Genomic DNA, 19,125 nt, shown 5'->3' with positions numbered 1-19,125 from the left:
ATCATGCTTACTTTGCTCTCATCAACCGGGGCAATCGATCGTTAAAAATCTTGCAGAAAAAATATTCACCCCAAGCTAATTTTTCAACGATCACGAGTGATTCCTTTGTCGTAGATTAAAAAAGCGATCCGTGGGCAGGCCCACTCCCTTCCCACCCTTAGCTCCCAGTTGGAGTGATTGTTCTTAAACTTCGCAACCAAATCCATGTTCTTACAGGAAACCCTGGCGGCTTTCATCACACGGATGGATGGCATCGCTCCAAGTAATTTTGTTCCCCTGTTTGCGCCCCTGCTGGCCACCGCCGAAGCCGAAAACGCCCCGATCGTTTTGGCTGGCGTGCTTTTATCTCTGGTGATCATTTATTTGTCCAGCAAACTTGGCTCAGAACTGGCCAAGCGGCTAGACTTTCCCCCCGTTTTGGGCGAATTAGTTGCCGGGGTGATCGTTGGGGTGTCGGCACTGCACCTGATCGTGTTCCCAGAAGGGGGCTTGACGGCCAATGACTCGATCGTGATGCAGGCCCTCAGCCTGATTAACACCCTCACGCCCGAAGCCGTCACGGATATCTTTAGCTCCCAAAGCGAAGTCATTTCCGTGCTGGCGGAACTGGGCGTGATTGTGTTGCTGTTTGAAATCGGCTTGGAGTCCGACCTGCGGCAGCTCAAAGAAGTGGGCATTCAGGCCACCGTTGTGGCCTGTGTGGGAGTCGCGGTTCCCTTTGTTGCGGGCACTGCGGGGCTGATGACCATTTTTGGTGTGCCCGCCATTCCTGCCATCTTTGCGGGCGCGGCCCTGACCGCCACCAGCATCGGGATTACCTCCAAAGTCCTGTCGGAGTTGAACCAACTCAAGTCCAAGGAAGGACAAATCATCGTCGGCGCGGCGGTGATTGATGATGTGCTGGGGATTGTGGTGTTGGCCGTGGTGGCCAGCCTGGCCAAGACCGGCGAAATTGACACCGGCAACGTGATCTATTTGATTGTTAGCTCCACGGTGTTTCTGTTTGGCTCCATTTTGCTGGGCGGTGTATTCAACAAGTTTTTTGTGAAGACCGTCGAAGCGCTGAAAACACGCGGCAACATTGTGATTCCGGCCTTTATTTTTGCCTTCTTCATGGCATTTTTAGGCAACGCAATTCATTTGGAAGCCATCTTGGGGGCCTTTGCGGCCGGGTTGGTGTTGGATGAAAGCGATGCCCGCAATGAGCTGGATGAGTTGGTGAAGCCGATCGCGGATTTGCTGGTGCCCATTTTCTTTGTGACGGTTGGGGCCCGCGCCGATTTGAGTGTGCTGAATCCGGCAGTTCCCGAAAACCGGGCCGGCCTGCTGATTGCCGTGTTCTTGGTGGCCGTGGCAATCGTGGGCAAGTTGGTGACCGGCTGGGCCGTGTTTGGGCAACCGGGCATTAACCGCTTGGCGATCGGGGTGGGTATGATTCCCCGGGGCGAAGTGGGTCTGGTGTTTGCGGGCATCGGTTCCGCCAGCGGTGTGCTGAGCAAGCCCCTGGAAGTGTCGATCATCATCATGGTGATCTTGACCACCTTCCTGGCTCCGCCGTTCTTGCGGGTGGCCTTTGGGCAGCAGGAATCGAGCACCAGCGAATCAACCCCCTAGGGATTTGTTCAGCGATTCGTCCAGTTCTCGAAATTCTCTAGGCAACAATTGCCCCTGATTGCAACAAGGATCAGACCACCGACCAGACCACGGATCACACCGCTGATCCCGATCGATTGCAATTGATTGCTCATCATCAAACTGGATCACCGTCGGGGGCCTTGGCTCCCGATTTTTTTTGCTTGGTCTTGGCTTTTTGGTTGGCTTTTTGGGCCGATGATTAGGGCGATCGGGAACTGAGGAACCCCTCACTTTTCCCAAAATCTGGTAGATTCAGGCAGTCGAACAATGAGTCCTAAGCCGTTATGACCTATTGCCTTGGCATTGTTACCCAGGAAGGATTGGTGATGGCCGCCGATTCGCGCACCAATGCCGGTGTTGATAATGTTTCCACTTATAAAAAGTTATTTGACTTTTCCTTACCGGGCGATCGAGTCGTTGTTGTTTGCACCTCCGGGAATTTATCTCTCACCCAATCTGTTATTAGCCATCTTGAACAGGATTTAAAAAATCAAGCCAGCATCACGCTCCACTCCCTCGCTAGCATGTATGACCTGGCCCATTATGTGGGTCAAACCCTTCGAAAAATTCACCAAGAACATGCCGAGTGGCTCCGCAAAGACAATGTGGATTTTTCGGGGAACTTGCTCTTGGGGGGGCAAATTCGTGATGAAAACCCCCAGCTATTTTTGATTTATAACCAAGGCAATTTTATCCATGCCACGGTGGAAACCCCATTTCTGCAAATTGGGGAAACTAAGTATGGAAAGCCCATCCTCGATCGCACCGTCAGCTTCAACACACCTCTCAACTCAGCAGCAAAGTGTGCGTTGCTGTCCCTAGACTCCACCATGAAGTCCAATATTTCCGTTGGCCCCCCGATCAACATGGTGATGTATCGCAAAGACTCCTTTGAAATTCGCCATCGGCTGCGGCTACCGGCGGGCGATCCTTACCTAGCCAAAGTAGGTCAAGAATGGGCTGCTTCTTTGCGCAAGGCCTTTGATCAAATGCCCGATTTGGAATGGGAATATACCAACTAATCCAACTCATCACAACTCATTCTCATCACAACTCATTGAAGACAAGGGGCTTCAAGCCCCTTGCTCCCAAGACTGCTGACCCTTCATTTAAGGATCAACTAAGGATCAACTCCTCAACGTTAAGCACTAGTAGCGTGGCTGCCTTAACTCGCTGGGTTAAATGATATGGCTGTTACCGCCGCCTGATCGTTAAGCAGCAAGGGGCTTAAGCCCCTTGTTACCACGACTGGCTCCGCAACTTTGACCCAATGTCTTAAGCCTGTCGCGCTACTAGGTAAAGTTAAGCGCTGGGAAATTGGTTGCGAATCACCACCTCTGAAAGGGGCAATTGGCCACCCCGTTCCCGCGCCGGTTGCACGGCCTTGCCTACCGTAATCATCATGCCAATTAGATGGTCGGCCGGTAGCTGAATAATGTCAGCAACCGCCTGGGGATCAAAACCAATCATCGGACAGGTATCGTAGCCCATGGCTTTGGCAGCCAACATCAAGGTTTGGGCCGCAATCCCACAGGAACGCATGGCTTCATCCCGTTGCAGGGCCTCGCTTCCCTCATAGAACTGAATAATCATCGGCACCAGTTGTTGGCGAACCGCTTCGGGGGCATTTTGCCAATAGCGTTCCGGTTGCTGTTGCCAAGCGTTCAAATTTCCACACAACAACACCAACAGGGACGCATCGGTCACTTGGGCTTGATTCCAAGAGGCGGCCCGAATTTGTTGGCGCAATTCAGGATCGTCCACAATCACAAATCGCCAATTTTGAATATTGAACGATGTGGGCGACAGCAACACATGTTCCATTAGGGTCTGAATTTCCGATTCAGACATTTGATGATTGGGGTCGTAATGCTTGACGGCGCGACGTTGCTGAATAGCGGTCAGGGTATCCATGAGTTGTCCTGAATGGGGTGAATCGACTCAATTTAAGGGAAAGTTGCGGGTCGCCAAGGCCATGGGCCGCCTCCTAGCGACTTTGGTCCAAGCTCAGGGTGGGGAAATCAAACCGGGGAACGAAACCGACGAAAATTTCTCCTCACCCTGCGTTAAGTTTAGTAACATTGCCCGCAACTGCGACGACTAGGAGAAACACCGTGAATCTGATTCCCGAAGACATTAAGCCCTATTTGAATTTGTTTCACCCGATTTTGATGTGGGTGTTGCTGGGTCTGACGGTTTATGCACTGTATTTGGGAGTCCAGGCCCGTCGGACTCGGACAGCGGAAGCGGAGGTGCGCAAGGAGTTGATTAAAGGGAAGTTTGCCAATCGCCACTACCAAATCGGTTCGTTGATTTTGGCGCTGATGGTGTTGGGGACGATCGGGGGGATGGCAGCGACCTATATCAATAACAACAAGCTGTTTGTGGGGCCGCACCTGTTGGCGGGCTTGGGGATGACGGGGCTGATTGCGGTGTCGGCGGCCCTTTCACCGTTGATGCAAAAGGGGCAAGATTGGGCCCGCTATGCCCACATTGGTTTGAATGTGGCAATTGTGGGACTGTTTGGCTGGCAGGCGGTTTCGGGAATGGATATTTTCCAGCGCATTTTGCAGAATTTCTAGGCGCAGGTTGCTGACCCAAAGCCTGATGGATCCTGTGTAGGCGGCCGGTGCGATCGCGCCGGTTTTTTTGGGCCCCTGCTGTGGGGCCGATCGAGACCGGGTGGCCAACAATTTGGAGGCCGGCTCCCCCCTGCCCGTCCGGGCGATCGCAACGTTACCATGGCCAAATTGGGCCCAAACTTGCGCCACCTGCGTTTAAGGGCGTTTAAGGGCGATCGCCTCGCCCGGGGCCGCAGCACCTTCATCCGTTGTTAATACAGCATCGATATCAACCATGCCACAGACGTTTTATGTGAACCCGACCAGCGGTAATGACAGCGCTGATGGATCCCAGGGTGCGCCGCTGAAGACCATTGCGGCGGCCCTGCGCAAAACCCAAGCGGGCGATCGGGTGCAACTGGCTGCGGGAACTTACAGCAGCACCAGCGGCGAAGAATTCCCGCTGACGGTTCCTTCGGGGGTGACCGTGGTGGGCAACGAAGGCACGAAGGGCAGCGGCATTTTGGTGCGGGGCAGTGGCCGCTATGTTAGCCCCACTTTTGCGGGTCAAAATGTCCTTTTTCTATTGACGGATGATGCCCACCTGCGGGGGGTGACGGCGACTAATCCGGAAACTCGGGGAACGGCGGCTTGGGTAGAGTCGGCTCGCCCCACGATCGCCAACAATACTTTTGTGAACTCCAACCGGGAAGGGGTGTTCGTCAGCGGTTCCAGTGTGCCCCTGGTGGAAGGGAACTTGTTTGAAACCAACTCCGGTAATGGCTTGTCGATCGACCGGAACTCTAGCGGCACAATTCGCGGCAACACCTTCCGAAATACGGGATTTGGGATTGCGGTGGGGGGCAACGCCAGCCCCACGATCAGCGGCAATGTGATTACGGGGAACCGTAGCGGCGTGGTGGCTTCCCAAACGGCCCGCCCCATTTTGCGCAACAACACGATCGAGAACAACCGAGATGACGGTCTGACGGTCATTAATCAGGCCCTGCCGGACTTGGGCAGCACTGGCCAGCCGGGCAATAATGTGTTTCGGGCGAACGGTAAGTACGACATCCAAAACGCCACCACGAACACGATCGTGGCCGTTGGCAACCAAATTGGCACGGTGTTGGGATCCGTGTCCTCGTCCGGTTCGGTGTCGCCTTCGCCTACACCTGTGCCGATTCCGTCGCCGGGCCCCTCACCGACCCCAACTCCCACACCGGTTCCCGTACCTACGCCGGTTCCTGTGCCCACCCCGATCGACGATCTGAAGGGCCATTGGGCAGAGGCCTTCATTCGGGCTTTGATCAGCCAGGGGGTGGTGAAGGGGTTTGAGGATGGCTCTTTCCGGCCCAATAACAAGTTGACGCGGGCGGAATATGCGGCGCTGGTGGTGAAGGCGTTCGATCGCCCGCTGGTCAAACCTCCCATTGGTTTTAGTGATGTGCCAGCGGGTTTTTGGGCGATCGGGGCGATTGCTAAGGCCAGCCAAATGGGCTTCATTTCCGGTTTCCCCGACAACAGCTTCCGCCCGGGCCAGAACTTGACCCGCACCCAAGCCCTGTTGTCCATTACCAATGGTTTGGGTCTGTCGGGTGGATCGCTGAATCTGTTGGGGAATTTTGCCGATCGCGCGCAAATCCCCAGCTACGCCACCAACCCGATCGCGACGGCCACAGCCAATCGCTTGGTGGTGAATTATCCCCAACTGAACGCCCTGCGTCCCCTAGAAGACATTACCCGCGCTGAAGTGGCCGCTTTGATTTATCAAGCACGGGTGTTGCTGAACCAAGCGTCGGCCCTCACATCGCCCTACATCGTACAGCCCGATACCAAGCTGCCGGCCTTTACGGACACGCGCAACCACTGGGCAGAGCCGTTCATCGAGGCCTTGGCGAATCGGGGACTAATCGGGGGCTTCCCCGATGGATCCTTCCGTCCCGATGCCACCATGACCCGCGCCCAGTTTGCCAGCGCGATCGCCAAGGTCTTTAATCCACCGGCCGAGCGACCGGGCAAAACTTTTACGGACGTGAATTCCAACTTCTGGGGCAATGCGGCGATCCAGCAGGCCTACCGGGCGGGCTTTATGTCTGGCACGTCGGAAACCACCTTCAGCCCCGATGCCACGTTGCAAAAGGTGCAAATTGCCGTGGCCCTGGCCAGTGGCTTGGATTGGCCAGACGGCACGGAGGCGGATTTGGCGGCCTTGAGCGATCGAGAAGCGGTGGCCAAGTGGGCCCGGCCCAAGGTAGCGGCTGTTTTGAAGCGCAAGGCCTTGGTCAGTTACCCCAGTGCCAACACCTTTGCTCCCGAGCGGTTTGCAACGCGGGCGGAGGTGGCGGCCATGTTGTACCAGGCCCTGCGCGATCGGGATGGATCGTTAACGGCCATTAATTCTCCCTACGTTCTTTCGGCTTAGGCCGATCGGGGGGGAATCGGGGAGCGATCAGGAGCCGATCGGGGCTGGATGGGGAGTTGTGCGCGATCGCCCAACGTGATCGCCCAACGTGATCTGAGGCGTGATCAGCAAGGGCGATCGGCCGCAACCCACCCTCAACCAAGCATCCCAGATTCCCCCACCACGCCGCAGCACCCTGCGGAACAGCAATCCAGTCCAGCAATCCAGTCCAGCAATCCAGTCCAGCAATCCAGCAAAGCAACGTCGGTGAATCCTGCCATGACTCGGGACTATGACCTGATTGGTTACGGTGATGAAGTGCCAGGGGTTCTGGCCCTGGTGGCGGCGGCCCGGGAATATCGGGCCCGATCGGGCGGCCAACCACTCAAAACCCTGCTGCTCACGGCCGGCGACACCAGCTATGGCGTGGGCGGCCACCTAATCCGAGGACAACTGTGTTACCTAGACCGCACCCACCTCTCCCCTAAGCTTCGGGAACAATACGGCATGGGTCTTTATGGCGATCCCGCCAGCCTATATCAGGAGTTCTTGCAGCGATCGGGCGTGGTGGAAGTGGGTCTCGATTGGCGCAAGGGCGATCGGGCCCTGCGGGAAATGCTGTTGGAAGCGGGCGTGGATATTGTTGACCAGGCGAAAATCAGCCGCGTTCAAAAAACGGGCGATCGGCTCCTGTCCATCACCACCGACGATGGCGACACCTTCCAAGCCAAGCAATTCATCGATTCCACCGTGAATGCGGGCCTCCTGCAAAGGGCCCAGGGCCTGACCGTCCGAGGCTTTGGCACGTTGGGGCTACCCGATTCAGCCCTGCCCGTTTCGCTGGTTTTCGAGACCCAGGGCCTCACCGTAGACTTCCTGCGCCGGGCCGAGGCGGGTTGGATCCAACGATTCTGTAATCCCAAGGATACCGAAGCTCAAAAATATCTCTCGATCGCGGCCGGCGGTGATCCCAAGCGCGTGCAGTGGTTCATCTCCCGAATGCAAGATAGCGCCGGCCGACCGATGACCATGGTGGTTGGCCCCGACTACATCGATGTGCGCTGCCATGTCCTCTCGGTGCTCTATCACGCCTATCGCGGAACCGCCTGGAATTTGGAGCAAACCAAATTCATTCTCGACTCACCGAACATTGCCGTGCTGCCGGGCGGGCGCATGTCTTGGAACGCACTGCTTTGTTTTGTGACCGCCAACGAAGCGGAAGCCTTGGCCCAAAATGCCGGACTGCCCACCGCCCGGATGCAGCAGGAAGTGGAGCATGTGAGTCGGTGGCTCAAGAGCTTTGGGCAACAAATCGCCGTGACCCCGGCCCATGAGCTGTACATTCGCTATGCCGGCAGCATGGTCGATCCCATTCACCCGTTTTCTGGGGCCCAAATGCTGGCGGGCGGTTTGCCCACCCGTGAGGCCCTGGGCACGTTCTGCTACAAATTCGATGTGCGGGGCGGCATTCCTGGCCTGGGCAAAAAAGCGCTGGCTAAAAATCACAAGAGTTTGCAATTTTTGGCGGAGCCAGTGCCGGTGTTTAACTACGGCATTCGCCACGCCATTTCTAAATCCGTGCCCAATGTGGCGGTGGTGAGTCCGGCTTCTGGTTATTTCGGCATTGCTCCGGCGGCCGGGCGGATTGTGGAGTTGAATGCGGGCGTGGGTCAAGGTTTGGGGATTGCGGCGGCGATCGCCATTCAAGGGGGGCGCAACTTGGCCGATGTGACCAACGTGGAAGTGAATCAAATTCTGAAAACGCGGGGTCAGTTGCCAACCATCTACGGAATTGGGCAGGCCCTCTCCCAAAAGTTTGCGGACTTTGAAAAGGACATGTTTCCGGATCCGTTGCCGATCCCGCCGCCGGATCCGATCGATGATGTGTCCGAGCACTGGGCGAAAGACTTCATTCAGATCCTGCGCGATCGCAAAGTCATGGGGGGCTATGAAGACGGCTCCTTCCGCCCCAACAACACCATCAGCCGGGCGGAGTTTTCGGCGGTCTTGGGTCGGGCGTTTGATTTACCCCTGCGGAGGGCGGAGCGATCGTTTGTGGATGTGCCCAGCAACCATTGGGCCCATGGGGCGGTGCAAAAGGCCTGGCGAATGGGATTCTTAACGGGCTATCAGGGCGATCGCTTCTTGCCCAATGCGGAAATTCGGCGCGGCGATGCCATGACCGCTCTGGTGAATGGTTTGGGGTTACCGGCGGGCGATCTGAAACTGCTGGGGCTGTACCAAGACCGGGCCACCATTCCCTCCTATGCAACGGGGGCGATCGCCACGGCCACCGAGCGGCGCATGGTGGTGAACTATCCCCAAAAACGCCAGATTCGGGCCCAAGATCCCCTCACTCGGGGAGAGTTGGCGACCCTGATTCACCAGGCCCTAGCGGCGCGGGGAACCGTTCCGCCGCTGAATTCCGAGCATATTGTGCAGCCGATCGACCCCAGCACCTTGCCTCTGTTTGCCGATTTGGAGGGACATTGGGCCCGGCATTTTGTGGAAGCCTTCGCGATCGAGGGTTGGATCAGCGGCTACAAAGACGGCACTTTTCGCCCCAATGACCCCATGACGCGGGCCCAATTTGCCGTGCTGGTAACTGCCGCCATCAAACCCCTAGCCCGGCGACCTGCCAAGGCGTTTCGGGATGTGCCCCGAGGTCACTGGGCCGATCGCGCCATTGAGCAGGCCTATGCGGCCGAGTTTCTTTCGGGCATGGGAGCCGATCAATTTCAGCCCGATGGCCCCCTCAAGCGGCTGCAAGTGGCTGTGGCCTTGGTGAGCGGGTTACGGTGGGCCGATGAAGCCGTGGCGGTGCTCAATAGCTTGAGCGATCGCGCGGCCATTCCCGCTTGGGCCCAACCCAAGGTGGCCACCGCCCTGCGTCGCCGGTTGTTGGTGAACTATCCCGATCCCCAGCGGCTCGATCCCGATCGCACCGCAACCCGGGCGGAAGTTGTCGTCATGCTTTACCAAGCCCTGGTCGCCAGCGGCCGGCTCAAACCCCTGAACTCCGACATGATCAGCCAACCGGCTCCCCTGCCCACTTGAGATCCCATCAGACGATCGAGGACGGTGATCGAGGGCGCTTGTTTAGGGCGATCGCTAATGATTTCGTCCAAACCATCGCAGGCAAGAAAATTTAGCCTCTTGTCTTCAGGATTTCAACCCAAGATCGCCCCAAGATTGCCCCAAGATTACCATTAATCCCCCCTTGGCAATTGGGGTGATTTTGGCAACATGGGGGTGCAAACCTGCTCAAAATCCCCCATGCCTTTCCAAGCCATTCCTCGTCGCCTCAAACTCTGGCGTGGCCAGCGGCGCTCCAAGCTGTTTGGCATTCCTGCGCAAATCGTGCCGCCCGCCGTTTTTCCCTGGACCCAGGACGGATCCGAAGACTTTTTTGCCGAAGAACCCGGCAGTACCCCGGGAACGTTGCGGATTGACCCCGATGCCGCCCCGTCAGAGCTAATCGCCATTGATTACAGTCGCACCCACTGGGAGCGGCAACTTTTGGCTGCCCCCACTGACTGTGAACCCCTGCTCGATTCCGGATCGGTCACTTGGTTGGATGTGCAAGGGCTGGGTTCCGAGGAGGTGTTGCGCCAGTTGGGGCAAGTGTTTCGCCTCCATGCCCTCACCTTGGAAGATATTGCCAATGTGCCCCAACGGCCCAAGGTGGAATTTGAGGACGATCGCATCTTGGTGTTGGTGCATATGTTGTCGCCCAGGGGCAAAGGTGGCGGTTATTTCACAGAACAAGTCAGCCTTTTGTTAGGCAGCAATTATGTTGTAACCGTGCAAGAAGAATCGGAGCACGATGCCCTAGAACCCGTGCGAGAACGCCTCCGAACCGATCGCGGCATTATTCGGCGGATGGGATCGGATTATTTACTATGTGCCCTTTTGGATGCGATCGTGGATGGGTGCTATCCCGCCATGGATTATTACGCCCAGGAAATTGAACGATTGGAATGCGCCATTTTGTTTGAACCCGATCGCAAATTAATGCGCGAAATTTATATGATTGAGCGCGATTTGTTAACCCTACGGCGGTGGATGGCTCCCCAAACCCACGCGATCGCCCTGTTGATGCGCGAACAACATCCCCTAATCAGCCCAGACGTGCGGGCTTATTTGCAAGAGTGTTATGAACATGCCACGGATATTTTGGATGTGGTCACGCTCTATCAAGAATTGACTGTGAACCTGATGAATTTATACATGTCCGCTGTCAGCAACCGCATGAATGAAATCATGAAGGTGTTAACAATTGTTTCGGCAATTTTTATTCCCCTCACCTTTTTGGCGGGGATCTATGGCATGAATTTCAATACTGAAACTTCGCCTTGGAATATGCCAGAATTGAATTGGCGCTATGGCTATCTTGTCTGTTGGTTGGTGATGATTGTCACTGCCTGTGGATTGGTGCTGTATTTTTGGCGAAGAGGCTGGTTCAAGAATTCTTTTTAGGAAACTGGTGGGTGCTGTTGATTGTGGCCGCTGATGGTGGCTGCTCGGGCCATGGGCAGTTGGGCAATGGGAAAATCGGGGTTCAGTGGGTTAAGGGTGATCTGGATCGAGAGCGATCTGGATCGAGGATTAACCCCACCATTGCGAAGCACGATCGAGCGGCTCAGGGATCGAAGAACCGGGCCATAATGAAACTGAACCGGTTTAAGTCTCAGCCGATCGGGCAGTAGCCGCACTTCGTGCAATTAAGCCCAAAACTTCTTGCTGCGGGCCCCTATTTCGGCATAAATCGCGATTGATCTGGATTTTGCAATCACCGATCGGGAGGTGGCTATGCGCGCAGTGTTAATGGCTGGTGGTTCTGGAACGCGCCTGCGCCCATTGACCTGTGACTTACCCAAGCCAATGGTTCCCATTTTGAACCGCCCGATCGCCGAGCATATTATTAACCTGCTCAAGCGCCACGGCATTTTTGAAATTATCGCCACCCTGCATTATTTACCCGATATTTTTCGGGACTATTTTCAAGATGGGTCAGATTTTGGTGTGCGTTTAAGCTATGCCGTTGAGGAAGATCAACCCCTCGGCACGGCCGGTTCAGTGAAGAACGTGGAAGAGTGGCTGAGCGGCACGTTTCTGGTCATTAGCGGCGACAGCATCACGGATTTTAATTTACAAGCCGCGATTGACTTCCATCGCCAAAAGCAATCGAAAGCAACCCTAGTGTTGACAAGGGTTCCCAACCCCATTGAGTTTGGGGCCGTGATTGTGGACTCGGATCAGCGAATCGTTCGTTTTTTGGAAAAACCATCGGCCAGCGAAATTTTTTCAGACACAATCAACACGGGAATTTATATTCTAGAGCCGGAAGTTTTGCGCCATCTAGAACGTAATCAAGAAGCGGACTTTTCCACAGATTTATTTCCCCTGCTGCTGGCCGAAGGAGAACCCATTTATGGCTATATCGCCGAGGGCTATTGGTGCGATGTGGGGCATTTGGACACCTATCGCGAAGCCCACTATGCAGCCCTCCACGGCAAGGTCAAACTGGATTTCGCCTATCAAATGATTTCGCCGGGTTTGTGGGTGGGCGAAAATACCGCGATCGACGATCGCGCCAAAATTGTGCCCCCCGTTTTGATTGGTCACAACTGCCGAATTGGCCCCCGTGCCACGATCGAGTCCGGCACGGTCATTGGCGATAACGTCACGATCGGCACCGAAGCGGATCTCAAGCGCCCCATCATTTGGAACGGGGCAATTATTGGCGAAGAAGCCCACCTCTACGCCTGCACGATCGCCCGAGGGGTGCGAATCGATCGCCGGGCCCGGGTGTTTGAAGGCGTGGCGATCGGCTCCCTGTCCATGGTGGGCGAAGAGTCCCAAATCAACAGCCTGGTGCGTGTTTGGCCCAGCAAGCACATCGAGTCGGGAGCCATCCTCAATTTGGATTTAATTTGGGGCCAAACCGCCCACCGCAACCTGTTTGGTCAGCGCGGCGTAGCTGGCTTAGCCAACATTGACATCACGCCAGAATTTGCCGTCAAACTGGGAGCCGCCTATGGTTCCACCTTGCAACCGGGCGCACAGGTGACCGTTTCGCGCGACCAACGCAGCATCTCGCGGATGGTGACGCGATCGTTCATTTCCGGCCTGATGTCCGTGGGAGTCAATGTCCAAAACCTGGAGGCCACACCGATTCCCGTGGCTCGCAGTGTTGTGCCCACCTTGGGAGTGGTGGGCGGTGTGCATGTGCGCATTGATCCCGATCGCCCCGATCGCGCCGCCATTGAATTTTTTGACGACAAGGGCATTAACCTCTCCAAAGGCAAAGAGAAAAAAATCGAAGGAGCCTATTTCAAAGAAGATTTGCGCCGGGTGCAAATTGACGAAATTGGCGATGTTTTTTACCCCAGCCAAACCCTTGAAATCTACCGCAGTTGCTTTGAAAAACACCTCAACCTAGAGGCCATTCGCTACAGCAACGCCAAGGTGGTGGTGGACTATGCCTATTCCGTATCCGGTGCTATTTTGCCCCAACTGCTGAGTAAGTTTGGTTGCGAAGCGGTGGTGCTAAATGCCAGCTTGACCCAAATGGTGGCCGATGCCGATGGCCGAGAAGCCCTGTTGGTGCAACTCGGCCGCGTGGTGGAAGCGATTTCCGCCACCTTTGGGGCCCAAATTTTGGCCAATGGGGAACAGTTAATTTTGGCCGATGAGGCCGGTGGCCTGATTCGTGGGGAGGCGCTGACGGCATTGATGGTGGAGGCCGTTTTGGCGGCCCATCCCCGATCGTCCGTGGCGGTTCCCGTGCGGGCTTCGGGCGTGATCGAACAAATTGCCCGCCGCCACGATGGCCGCGTCATTCGCACCAAATGTAATCCCACCGCCCTGATGGAAACCTGTCGTGCTTATCCCAACGTTGTGCTGGGCGGCAGTGGGGATATGGGTTTCATTTTTCCAGAATTGCACCCGGGTTTTGATGCCATGTTCTGTGTTGCCAAACTCATCGAATTATTGGCAATTCAAGAGCGCACCTTAGCGGATTTGCGAGCCGACAGTTTGCCCCGCATCTATCACAAATACTTCACGGTGCGCTGTCCCTGGACGGTGAAGGGAGCCTTGATGCGCCACTTGGTTGAATCCCACTCGCCCAGCACCTTGGAAATGATTGATGGGATCAAAGTCCACGATCGCGCGCGGGACAGTTGGATTCTGGTGCTGCCCGATGCCAGTGAACCCCTGGTGCATTTAATTGCTGATAGCCCCAGTCGAGAATGGGTGGAGCTGACCCTGCGGGACTATCGCCAATTGGTGCAGGAATTCATTGCGCGCGATCGGGGAATTGAAGAAATTGTGGAGTTTGAAAACCGCGTTTTGGCCTAACGCATTTCATCTGAAGAAAGGGTAATCATCGCTTTGAGGCTAGATGTTGCCTTGGCTAGGGAGTCGTGAATTAGGTCGTGAATTAGGGCGTAGTAAATAATACTCACCCTGATAGCTAGATCTTGGCTGAAATCTTGATTCAGACCTTGGCTGCGGCCAGCCCTCCGCAACCCCTGCCACAACCCAAGTAACAATTAATACAAACAAATCACTGGAATTGGGATTCCACCCAGAAACCGGTAGCATTCCGTAGCATTCAGTCGCCACCAAACTCGGCACAATCGAGTATTCTGTGAATGACTCTCGCGATCACCCCATGGAAGACCGTCCCACCTCCCGTGACACCCATGCGGACATTGAGCGGCTCATCGAATCGGCTCCGTTTTTCCGGGCGCTGCCGCGTGATGCCGTTGAGTTAGCCACTGCCCACGTTGTCACCCGCACCCACCCATCGAACCAAGTCATTCTGCTGGAAAATGACTGGGGCGGTTCGGTGTACTTCATCTTGGAAGGCTGGGTCAAAATCCGCACCTACAACCTGGAAGGCAAGGAAGTAACCCTGAATATTCTGGGTCGCGGTGAAATTTTTGGCGAAATGGCGGCCCTCGATGAAGTGCCCCGATCGACCGATGCCATTACCTTGGCCCCCACCACCATTGGCAGCATTCCCGCCCAAGACTTCATCACCCTTGTGGAAACGGAACCCCAGGCAGGCATCAAGTTGGCCCAACTGATGGGGCGGCGGTTGCGCCAGGTGAACCGGCGGTTGCGATTGCGGGAATCCGACAGCGTATCGCGGGTGGCCGATATTTTGATGTTTTTGGCGGAGGGTCAGGGTCGCAGCAGCGATCGGGGCGTGGAGATCCCCAACTTGCCCCATCGCGAACTGAGCAGCCTCAGTGGCCTGGCCCGCGAAACCGTGACCCGGGTGCTGACCAAGTTGGAAAAAAAGAGCTTGATTGAACGGGATGGGGATGTGCTGCGAATCCCCAGTTTGAACGCTTTGGAGCGAACCATTTGCTAGGTTGGTCGCACCACGGGGCCCCAGGCCCAGCCGGAACCGCGGCCGGAGATCCGCCTCCGATCGCCCCGGCCATGGCCCAGGCCTTGCACGATCGCCTGGCTGCCACCGGGGGAAAAATCACCTTTGCCGACTACATGGCCCTGGTGCTGTATGACCCCCAGGTGGGCTACTACGCGGGATCGGGCGATCGGGTTGGCATTGGCCCCCAGGGCGATTTTGTCACCTCGCCCCACCTCTGCCCCGATTTTGCGGAACTGTTGGCCGATCAGGTGGCCGAATGTTGGGCAAGGCTGGGTTGCCCGTCTGCCTTTGACCTGGTGGAAATGGGAGCCGGCCAAGGGGTGATGGCGGCGGATTTGCTCACCCATTTGCAAACGACCCATCCAGACTGTTGGGCAGCCACCGCCTATCGGATTGTGGAAATTTCGCCGGCCCTCAGGGCTGTGCAGCGATCGCGCTTGGCGGCCTGTCCAGCGGCGGGCGATCGGGTCGTTTGGGTTACCTGGGAGGCGATCGCCCCCAACTCGATCACCGGCTGTTTTTTGTCCAATGAATTGGTGGATGCGTTCCCCGTTCATCGGGTGATTTGGCAAGGGGGGCAGCTCCAAGAATGTTACGTCACCGCCTCCGAAGGACACCTGAGCGATCGCGTGGGGCCCCTGTCTACGGAGCGGCTAGCCACCTATTTCCAGACCCTCAACATTGACTTTGCTCAGGGTGCTTATCCCGAGGGCTATTGCACAGAGGTGAACTTGGCCGCATTGGACTGGTTGGCAACCTTGGCCGATCGACTGCGATCGGGCTACCTGCTCACCATTGACTATGGCTACGATGCGCAGCGGTTTTACCACCCCAGTCGATCGGGCGGCACGCTACAGTGCTACACCCGCCACGCCCACCACAACGATCCCTACTGGTTGCCGGGCCAGCAGGACTTGACGGCCCACGTGGACTTCAGCGCCCTGCAACATTGGGGCGAGCAACAGGGCCTGCAAACCCTAGGATTCACACGCCAAAGTTTGTTTTTAATGGCCCTTGGCTTGGGCGATCGACTGATGGCCCTCAGTCAGGGTGGGGCGATCGCCCAAGCGATCGATTTTCAGCAAATTCTGCACCGTCGAGATGTGTTGCACCGCCTCATCGATCCCACGGGTCTCGGCAACTTTGGAGTTCTGATTCAGGCCAAGAACCTCCCACCGGGGGCGATCGATTCTCCCCTCAAAGGCCTGCAAGAACCCATGGGTCTGGGCTTTATGTAGGGTTTGTGTAGGGGGAATCTCCAGCCCGATCGCCCAGTTCCAGCACCGCTTGTCCAGTGGCCGACTACAATCAAGAATGCCGTCCTTTTGGGGCGGGGTTATCAGATCCCGTAATTTTCTAACGAAAAACGGATTCAATCTTTATCCCTTTGAACAGCAACCATGGTCACGCCCGATCGCATCACAACTGCCATCAAGGCCAACCTGCCCGACGCAGAAATTCAGCTTGCGGGTGACGGCGACCACTACGAGGCGATCGTTGTCTCTGCGGCCTTCGCGGGCAAAAGCCGTGTCCAGCAACACCAACTGGTCTATGGCGCGCTGAATGAAGATCTCCGCAGCGGAGCGCTTCATGCCCTCGCCCTCAAGACCTTTACCCCCGAAAGCTGGGCCGCACAACAAGCCACCGTTTAGGGGCCTCAGCCGGGGCAAAACATCAGCAGTTCCTGAGAATGAGGAACCTCTAGAAACCCAAAGTTTCTGGAAACTGGCCAAGTGAAGATGCAGAAAGCGTCAAAAAAAGGCAAAAATTAGCCAAAATTGGCCAGGATGAATCCTTAGCTGTTTCACCCCAATCACCAAGGCAAGGAGCCACAGTTCCTTGTTTTGTTCTAACTTTGTTCTAACCACGTCCACTATTACGATCGCGGATAGCCACCATGACCCCTGAAACGAAACAACGCATCGAAAGCTTGGTGCAAAACAACAAAGTGATGCTGTTTATGAAGGGCACAAAATTGATGCCCATGTGCGGCTTTTCGAACACTGTGGTGCAAATTTTGAATGCGGTGGGTGTGCCCTTCGAGTCTTTGAATGTTCTGGATGAGCCAGACATTCGGGAAGGCATCAAGGAGTTTTCCAACTGGCAGACTATCCCGCAACTTTACATCGATGGCAACTTTATCGGCGGTGCTGATATTGCCGTTGAACTGTTCAACAGCGGCGAGCTGCAACAACTGTTGGAAGTCGCGATTGCTTCTTAATTGCTTCTTAGATGAAGCCTAAAAAGCACCTTGAAGTCATTGCCTTCTGGTCATTTTGGGGCAAGGGGCTTAAGCCCCTTGTCTTCGTTATACGCCCCTTGTCTTTGTTAATTGATTAGGCAATTCACCCATTCCCATTCCTAACTCCATGACCCTCCATCCCCTGATGTTTGCCATTTTTGGCCTGTCGTTGGATACGATTTTCTCTACCCAAGGCATCATGGTGCTGCTGTTGATGGCCTATGGGGGAGCCATGTGGATGTTTCTGTCCAGCGCGCCCAAAGTTCACACCATCATGGTGTCGGATTTGGAAATTGCCCGACAGTTCTATGAGGGAGATTTGGAATTGGCGGTGGCTGATGTGCCCTTGCAGTATTACTACAACTACGAACAAACCCTTGGGGCCACCACGATCGACCCGCTTTATATGGCCCCCAGCACCTTTGCGCGCGTTGCCAATCCGGCTCCTGTGCCCGATGGTTTGTGGTATCAACTCAAGAAAAATGTGCAGCTCCATGTAATTGCTGGAGCCAGTTTGGGCGATCGCAACCACCAACGCCACGTTTGTTTCGATCGCGATTGTCTAGAACAAATTCTGTTGCGAATTCAGGTGCGGGGAATTCGGCACAAAATTCGCCAAGAGTTACCGCTCAATTTCTTGGTTAAGGATTGGTCGGGTCGCACCTTGGAATTAACCGAAGCGGGTCAGTAGCCATCAAGGGCGATCAATCAACATTGATCAGTCAACATTGATCAGCCTTGATCAGCCAACCTTGATCAATCAACCTTAAGGAACCGGAATGAGCGGTGTTGATGAATGCTGAAGTGCGGGGGGCTGCCCCAGCCAAGCCTCAGCAGCATCGATCGCCCCGGTGCGATCGACCCAAACGGAAGCGGCCCGGGTCACCTGCCCGCCCAGCAATTCCACCCACACAAAATGGTGGAGCCGTCCCCGATCGTGTTCTCGAATTCGGGGAACCACCGCCGCATTCACATACACCGTTCCTTGGGCATCGCTGGCCGTGGCCTGCCGCAAGCGATCTTTGCGGTGGCGCAAGTGGTGGTGCATGTGGCCAAAGGTGACCAAAGCCACCTGTTGATGGCGCTGTTGGGCAATGCGGATCGCTTGGCGCAGGTCAGGATCGCCAAAATCGCCACCGAGCGGTTGCCAATCGCGCCCGCAAATCGACTCCGGTTGATCCCCCAGCCCATAGGGGCCGTTATGTCCCAGAAAAATGAGGGTGGGTTGAGTGGCGCGGGCCGCCGCTTGGGCAATTCGATCGGCCGAATCCATCATGCCCGTCACGGCAAAGCGATCGCGGTAAAACTCCCCATAGCTCCAGTTCGGGCCGCCCCAGCTAAAGGGTCGCCCCCCAATCACACTCAACCCCAACTCCGGCCAATCCAGGCAACCGTAGCCCACATGGGCCGCCCCCAACAGATCCAGTTGCTCTTGCACCCGATCTTCGCGGCTGCGATCGTAGGGACATTTTTTGCGGCCCCAAGGAGTGGCGCTATACCAGGAATCATGGTTGCCCAGAATCACCGCTTTGGGCAAAGGCAACGCCGCGATCGCCCGGGTAATTTCCACCGCTTCGTTGCCAAAATCACCCACAAACAACGCCGCATCAACGCCTAGCCCTTCAAGGGCATGGGCATCGTCAACCGTCCACTGGTCATGAACATCGCCAATGATGGCGAGATGGATTGGGCGAGGGGCAACGGCGGTCATGGTGATTTTAGAGAGGCTATTTCGTTAAAGCGTAGTTAAGGCGTTCAGGAAGTTAAAGCATTCAAAATGCGATTGGTTCCAGATGCAATTGAGCGATGAAGTTAAAAAATGCAATTCTAGAGATACCTTTGAAAACTAATTAAAACCAATTATCGAAACCAA

At 55.7% G+C, this 19,125-nt stretch carries 14 protein-coding genes; 12 read left to right on the top strand and 2 right to left on the bottom strand.

All coding sequences use genetic code 11. The features are described from left to right. The first annotated feature begins 243 nt into the window (after positions 1–243). Both ACZA91_RS00435 and ACZA91_RS00430 read left to right on the top strand, forming a co-directional pair. Positions 244–1,614, top strand: a complete 1,371-nt coding sequence (locus ACZA91_RS00435; protein ID WP_199291579.1) for a cation:proton antiporter — start codon at positions 244–246, stop codon at positions 1,612–1,614. A 305-nt stretch (positions 1,615–1,919) separates the two neighbouring features. Then, on the top strand, positions 1,920–2,657 hold the full coding sequence (locus ACZA91_RS00430; protein ID WP_190535379.1) for a proteasome-type protease: 738 nt from the start codon (positions 1,920–1,922) through the stop codon (positions 2,655–2,657). A gap of 280 nt (positions 2,658–2,937) precedes the next feature. Here the strand turns inward: ACZA91_RS00430 and ACZA91_RS00425 are convergent, their stop codons facing one another. Continuing rightward, positions 2,938–3,549: a nitroreductase family protein gene (locus ACZA91_RS00425; protein WP_190527366.1), complete on the bottom strand. Its 612-nt coding sequence runs from the start codon at positions 3,547–3,549 to the stop codon at positions 2,938–2,940. 200 nt (positions 3,550–3,749) lie between these two features. Here ACZA91_RS00425 and ACZA91_RS00420 point away from each other — a divergent pair, with 200 nt between their 5' ends. The 10 genes from ACZA91_RS00420 (at position 3,750) to ACZA91_RS00375 (ending at position 17,943) form a co-directional block, all read left to right on the top strand. After that, positions 3,750–4,217, top strand: coding sequence for a DUF4079 domain-containing protein (locus tag ACZA91_RS00420; RefSeq protein WP_190355342.1), 468 nt, complete (start codon positions 3,750–3,752; stop codon positions 4,215–4,217). A 274-nt stretch (positions 4,218–4,491) separates the two neighbouring features. Continuing rightward, positions 4,492–6,621 (top strand): S-layer homology domain-containing protein, encoded by a 2,130-nt coding sequence (locus tag ACZA91_RS00415; protein WP_190355341.1) that lies wholly within the window; start codon positions 4,492–4,494, stop codon positions 6,619–6,621. A gap of 48 nt (positions 6,622–6,669) precedes the next feature. Then, on the top strand, positions 6,670–9,657 hold the full coding sequence (locus ACZA91_RS00410) for an S-layer homology domain-containing protein (RefSeq protein ID WP_463184159.1): 2,988 nt from the start codon (positions 6,670–6,672) through the stop codon (positions 9,655–9,657). A 219-nt stretch (positions 9,658–9,876) separates the two neighbouring features. Further along, positions 9,877–11,079: a magnesium/cobalt transporter CorA gene (gene corA, locus ACZA91_RS00405; RefSeq protein WP_463184158.1), complete on the top strand. Its 1,203-nt coding sequence runs from the start codon at positions 9,877–9,879 to the stop codon at positions 11,077–11,079. A gap of 333 nt (positions 11,080–11,412) precedes the next feature. Then, positions 11,413–13,965: a mannose-1-phosphate guanyltransferase gene (locus ACZA91_RS00400; RefSeq protein WP_190530524.1), complete on the top strand. Its 2,553-nt coding sequence runs from the start codon at positions 11,413–11,415 to the stop codon at positions 13,963–13,965. 316 nt (positions 13,966–14,281) lie between these two features. Then, the gene (locus ACZA91_RS00395; RefSeq protein WP_099535580.1) at positions 14,282–14,989 is read left to right on the top strand and encodes a Crp/Fnr family transcriptional regulator; all 708 of its coding nucleotides are present in this window, start codon (positions 14,282–14,284) and stop codon (positions 14,987–14,989) included. Continuing rightward, positions 14,983–16,248, top strand: coding sequence for a class I SAM-dependent methyltransferase (locus ACZA91_RS00390; protein ID WP_463184157.1), 1,266 nt, complete (start codon positions 14,983–14,985; stop codon positions 16,246–16,248). The genes ACZA91_RS00395 and ACZA91_RS00390 overlap by 7 nt, the downstream gene beginning before the upstream one ends. A gap of 162 nt (positions 16,249–16,410) precedes the next feature. Further along, entirely contained in the window at positions 16,411–16,662 is a 252-nt protein-coding gene (locus ACZA91_RS00385) for a BolA family protein (RefSeq protein ID WP_099535582.1), read from the top strand. A gap of 245 nt (positions 16,663–16,907) precedes the next feature. Then, complete coding sequence (gene grxD, locus ACZA91_RS00380; protein WP_099535584.1) at positions 16,908–17,231, top strand: Grx4 family monothiol glutaredoxin; 324 nt, start codon at positions 16,908–16,910, stop codon at positions 17,229–17,231. A 148-nt stretch (positions 17,232–17,379) separates the two neighbouring features. Beyond that, positions 17,380–17,943, top strand: a complete 564-nt coding sequence (locus ACZA91_RS00375) for a VOC family protein (protein WP_199291570.1) — start codon at positions 17,380–17,382, stop codon at positions 17,941–17,943. Positions 17,944–18,018: 75 nt separating this feature from the next. On the opposite strand, the gene ACZA91_RS00370 is transcribed toward ACZA91_RS00375, so the two are convergent. Next, positions 18,019–18,963 (bottom strand): TIGR04168 family protein, encoded by a 945-nt coding sequence (locus tag ACZA91_RS00370; protein WP_463184155.1) that lies wholly within the window; start codon positions 18,961–18,963, stop codon positions 18,019–18,021. Positions 18,964–19,125 lie beyond the last annotated feature (162 nt).

Source organism: Limnothrix sp. CMB-01, assembly GCF_055193175.1.
The sequence above is the reverse complement of the archived record's forward strand: the minus strand, read 5'-3'. Positions and strand labels throughout refer to the sequence as shown.

Coding starts and splice junctions, on each gene's coding strand:
- ACZA91_RS00435 (WP_199291579.1), top strand. CDS start 244: ATGGATGGCATCGCTCCAAGTAATTTTGTTCCCCTGTTTGCGCCCCTG.
- ACZA91_RS00430 (WP_190535379.1), top strand. CDS start 1,920: ATGACCTATTGCCTTGGCATTGTTACCCAGGAAGGATTGGTGATGGCC.
- ACZA91_RS00425 (WP_190527366.1), bottom strand. CDS start 3,549: ATGGATACCCTGACCGCTATTCAGCAACGTCGCGCCGTCAAGCATTAC.
- ACZA91_RS00415 (WP_190355341.1), top strand. CDS start 4,492: ATGCCACAGACGTTTTATGTGAACCCGACCAGCGGTAATGACAGCGCT.
- ACZA91_RS00410 (WP_463184159.1), top strand. CDS start 6,670: ATGGGGAGTTGTGCGCGATCGCCCAACGTGATCGCCCAACGTGATCTG.
- corA (WP_463184158.1), top strand. CDS start 9,877: ATGCCTTTCCAAGCCATTCCTCGTCGCCTCAAACTCTGGCGTGGCCAG.
- ACZA91_RS00400 (WP_190530524.1), top strand. CDS start 11,413: ATGCGCGCAGTGTTAATGGCTGGTGGTTCTGGAACGCGCCTGCGCCCA.
- ACZA91_RS00395 (WP_099535580.1), top strand. CDS start 14,282: ATGGAAGACCGTCCCACCTCCCGTGACACCCATGCGGACATTGAGCGG.
- ACZA91_RS00385 (WP_099535582.1), top strand. CDS start 16,411: ATGGTCACGCCCGATCGCATCACAACTGCCATCAAGGCCAACCTGCCC.
- grxD (WP_099535584.1), top strand. CDS start 16,908: ATGACCCCTGAAACGAAACAACGCATCGAAAGCTTGGTGCAAAACAAC.
- ACZA91_RS00375 (WP_199291570.1), top strand. CDS start 17,380: ATGACCCTCCATCCCCTGATGTTTGCCATTTTTGGCCTGTCGTTGGAT.
- ACZA91_RS00370 (WP_463184155.1), bottom strand. CDS start 18,963: ATGACCGCCGTTGCCCCTCGCCCAATCCATCTCGCCATCATTGGCGAT.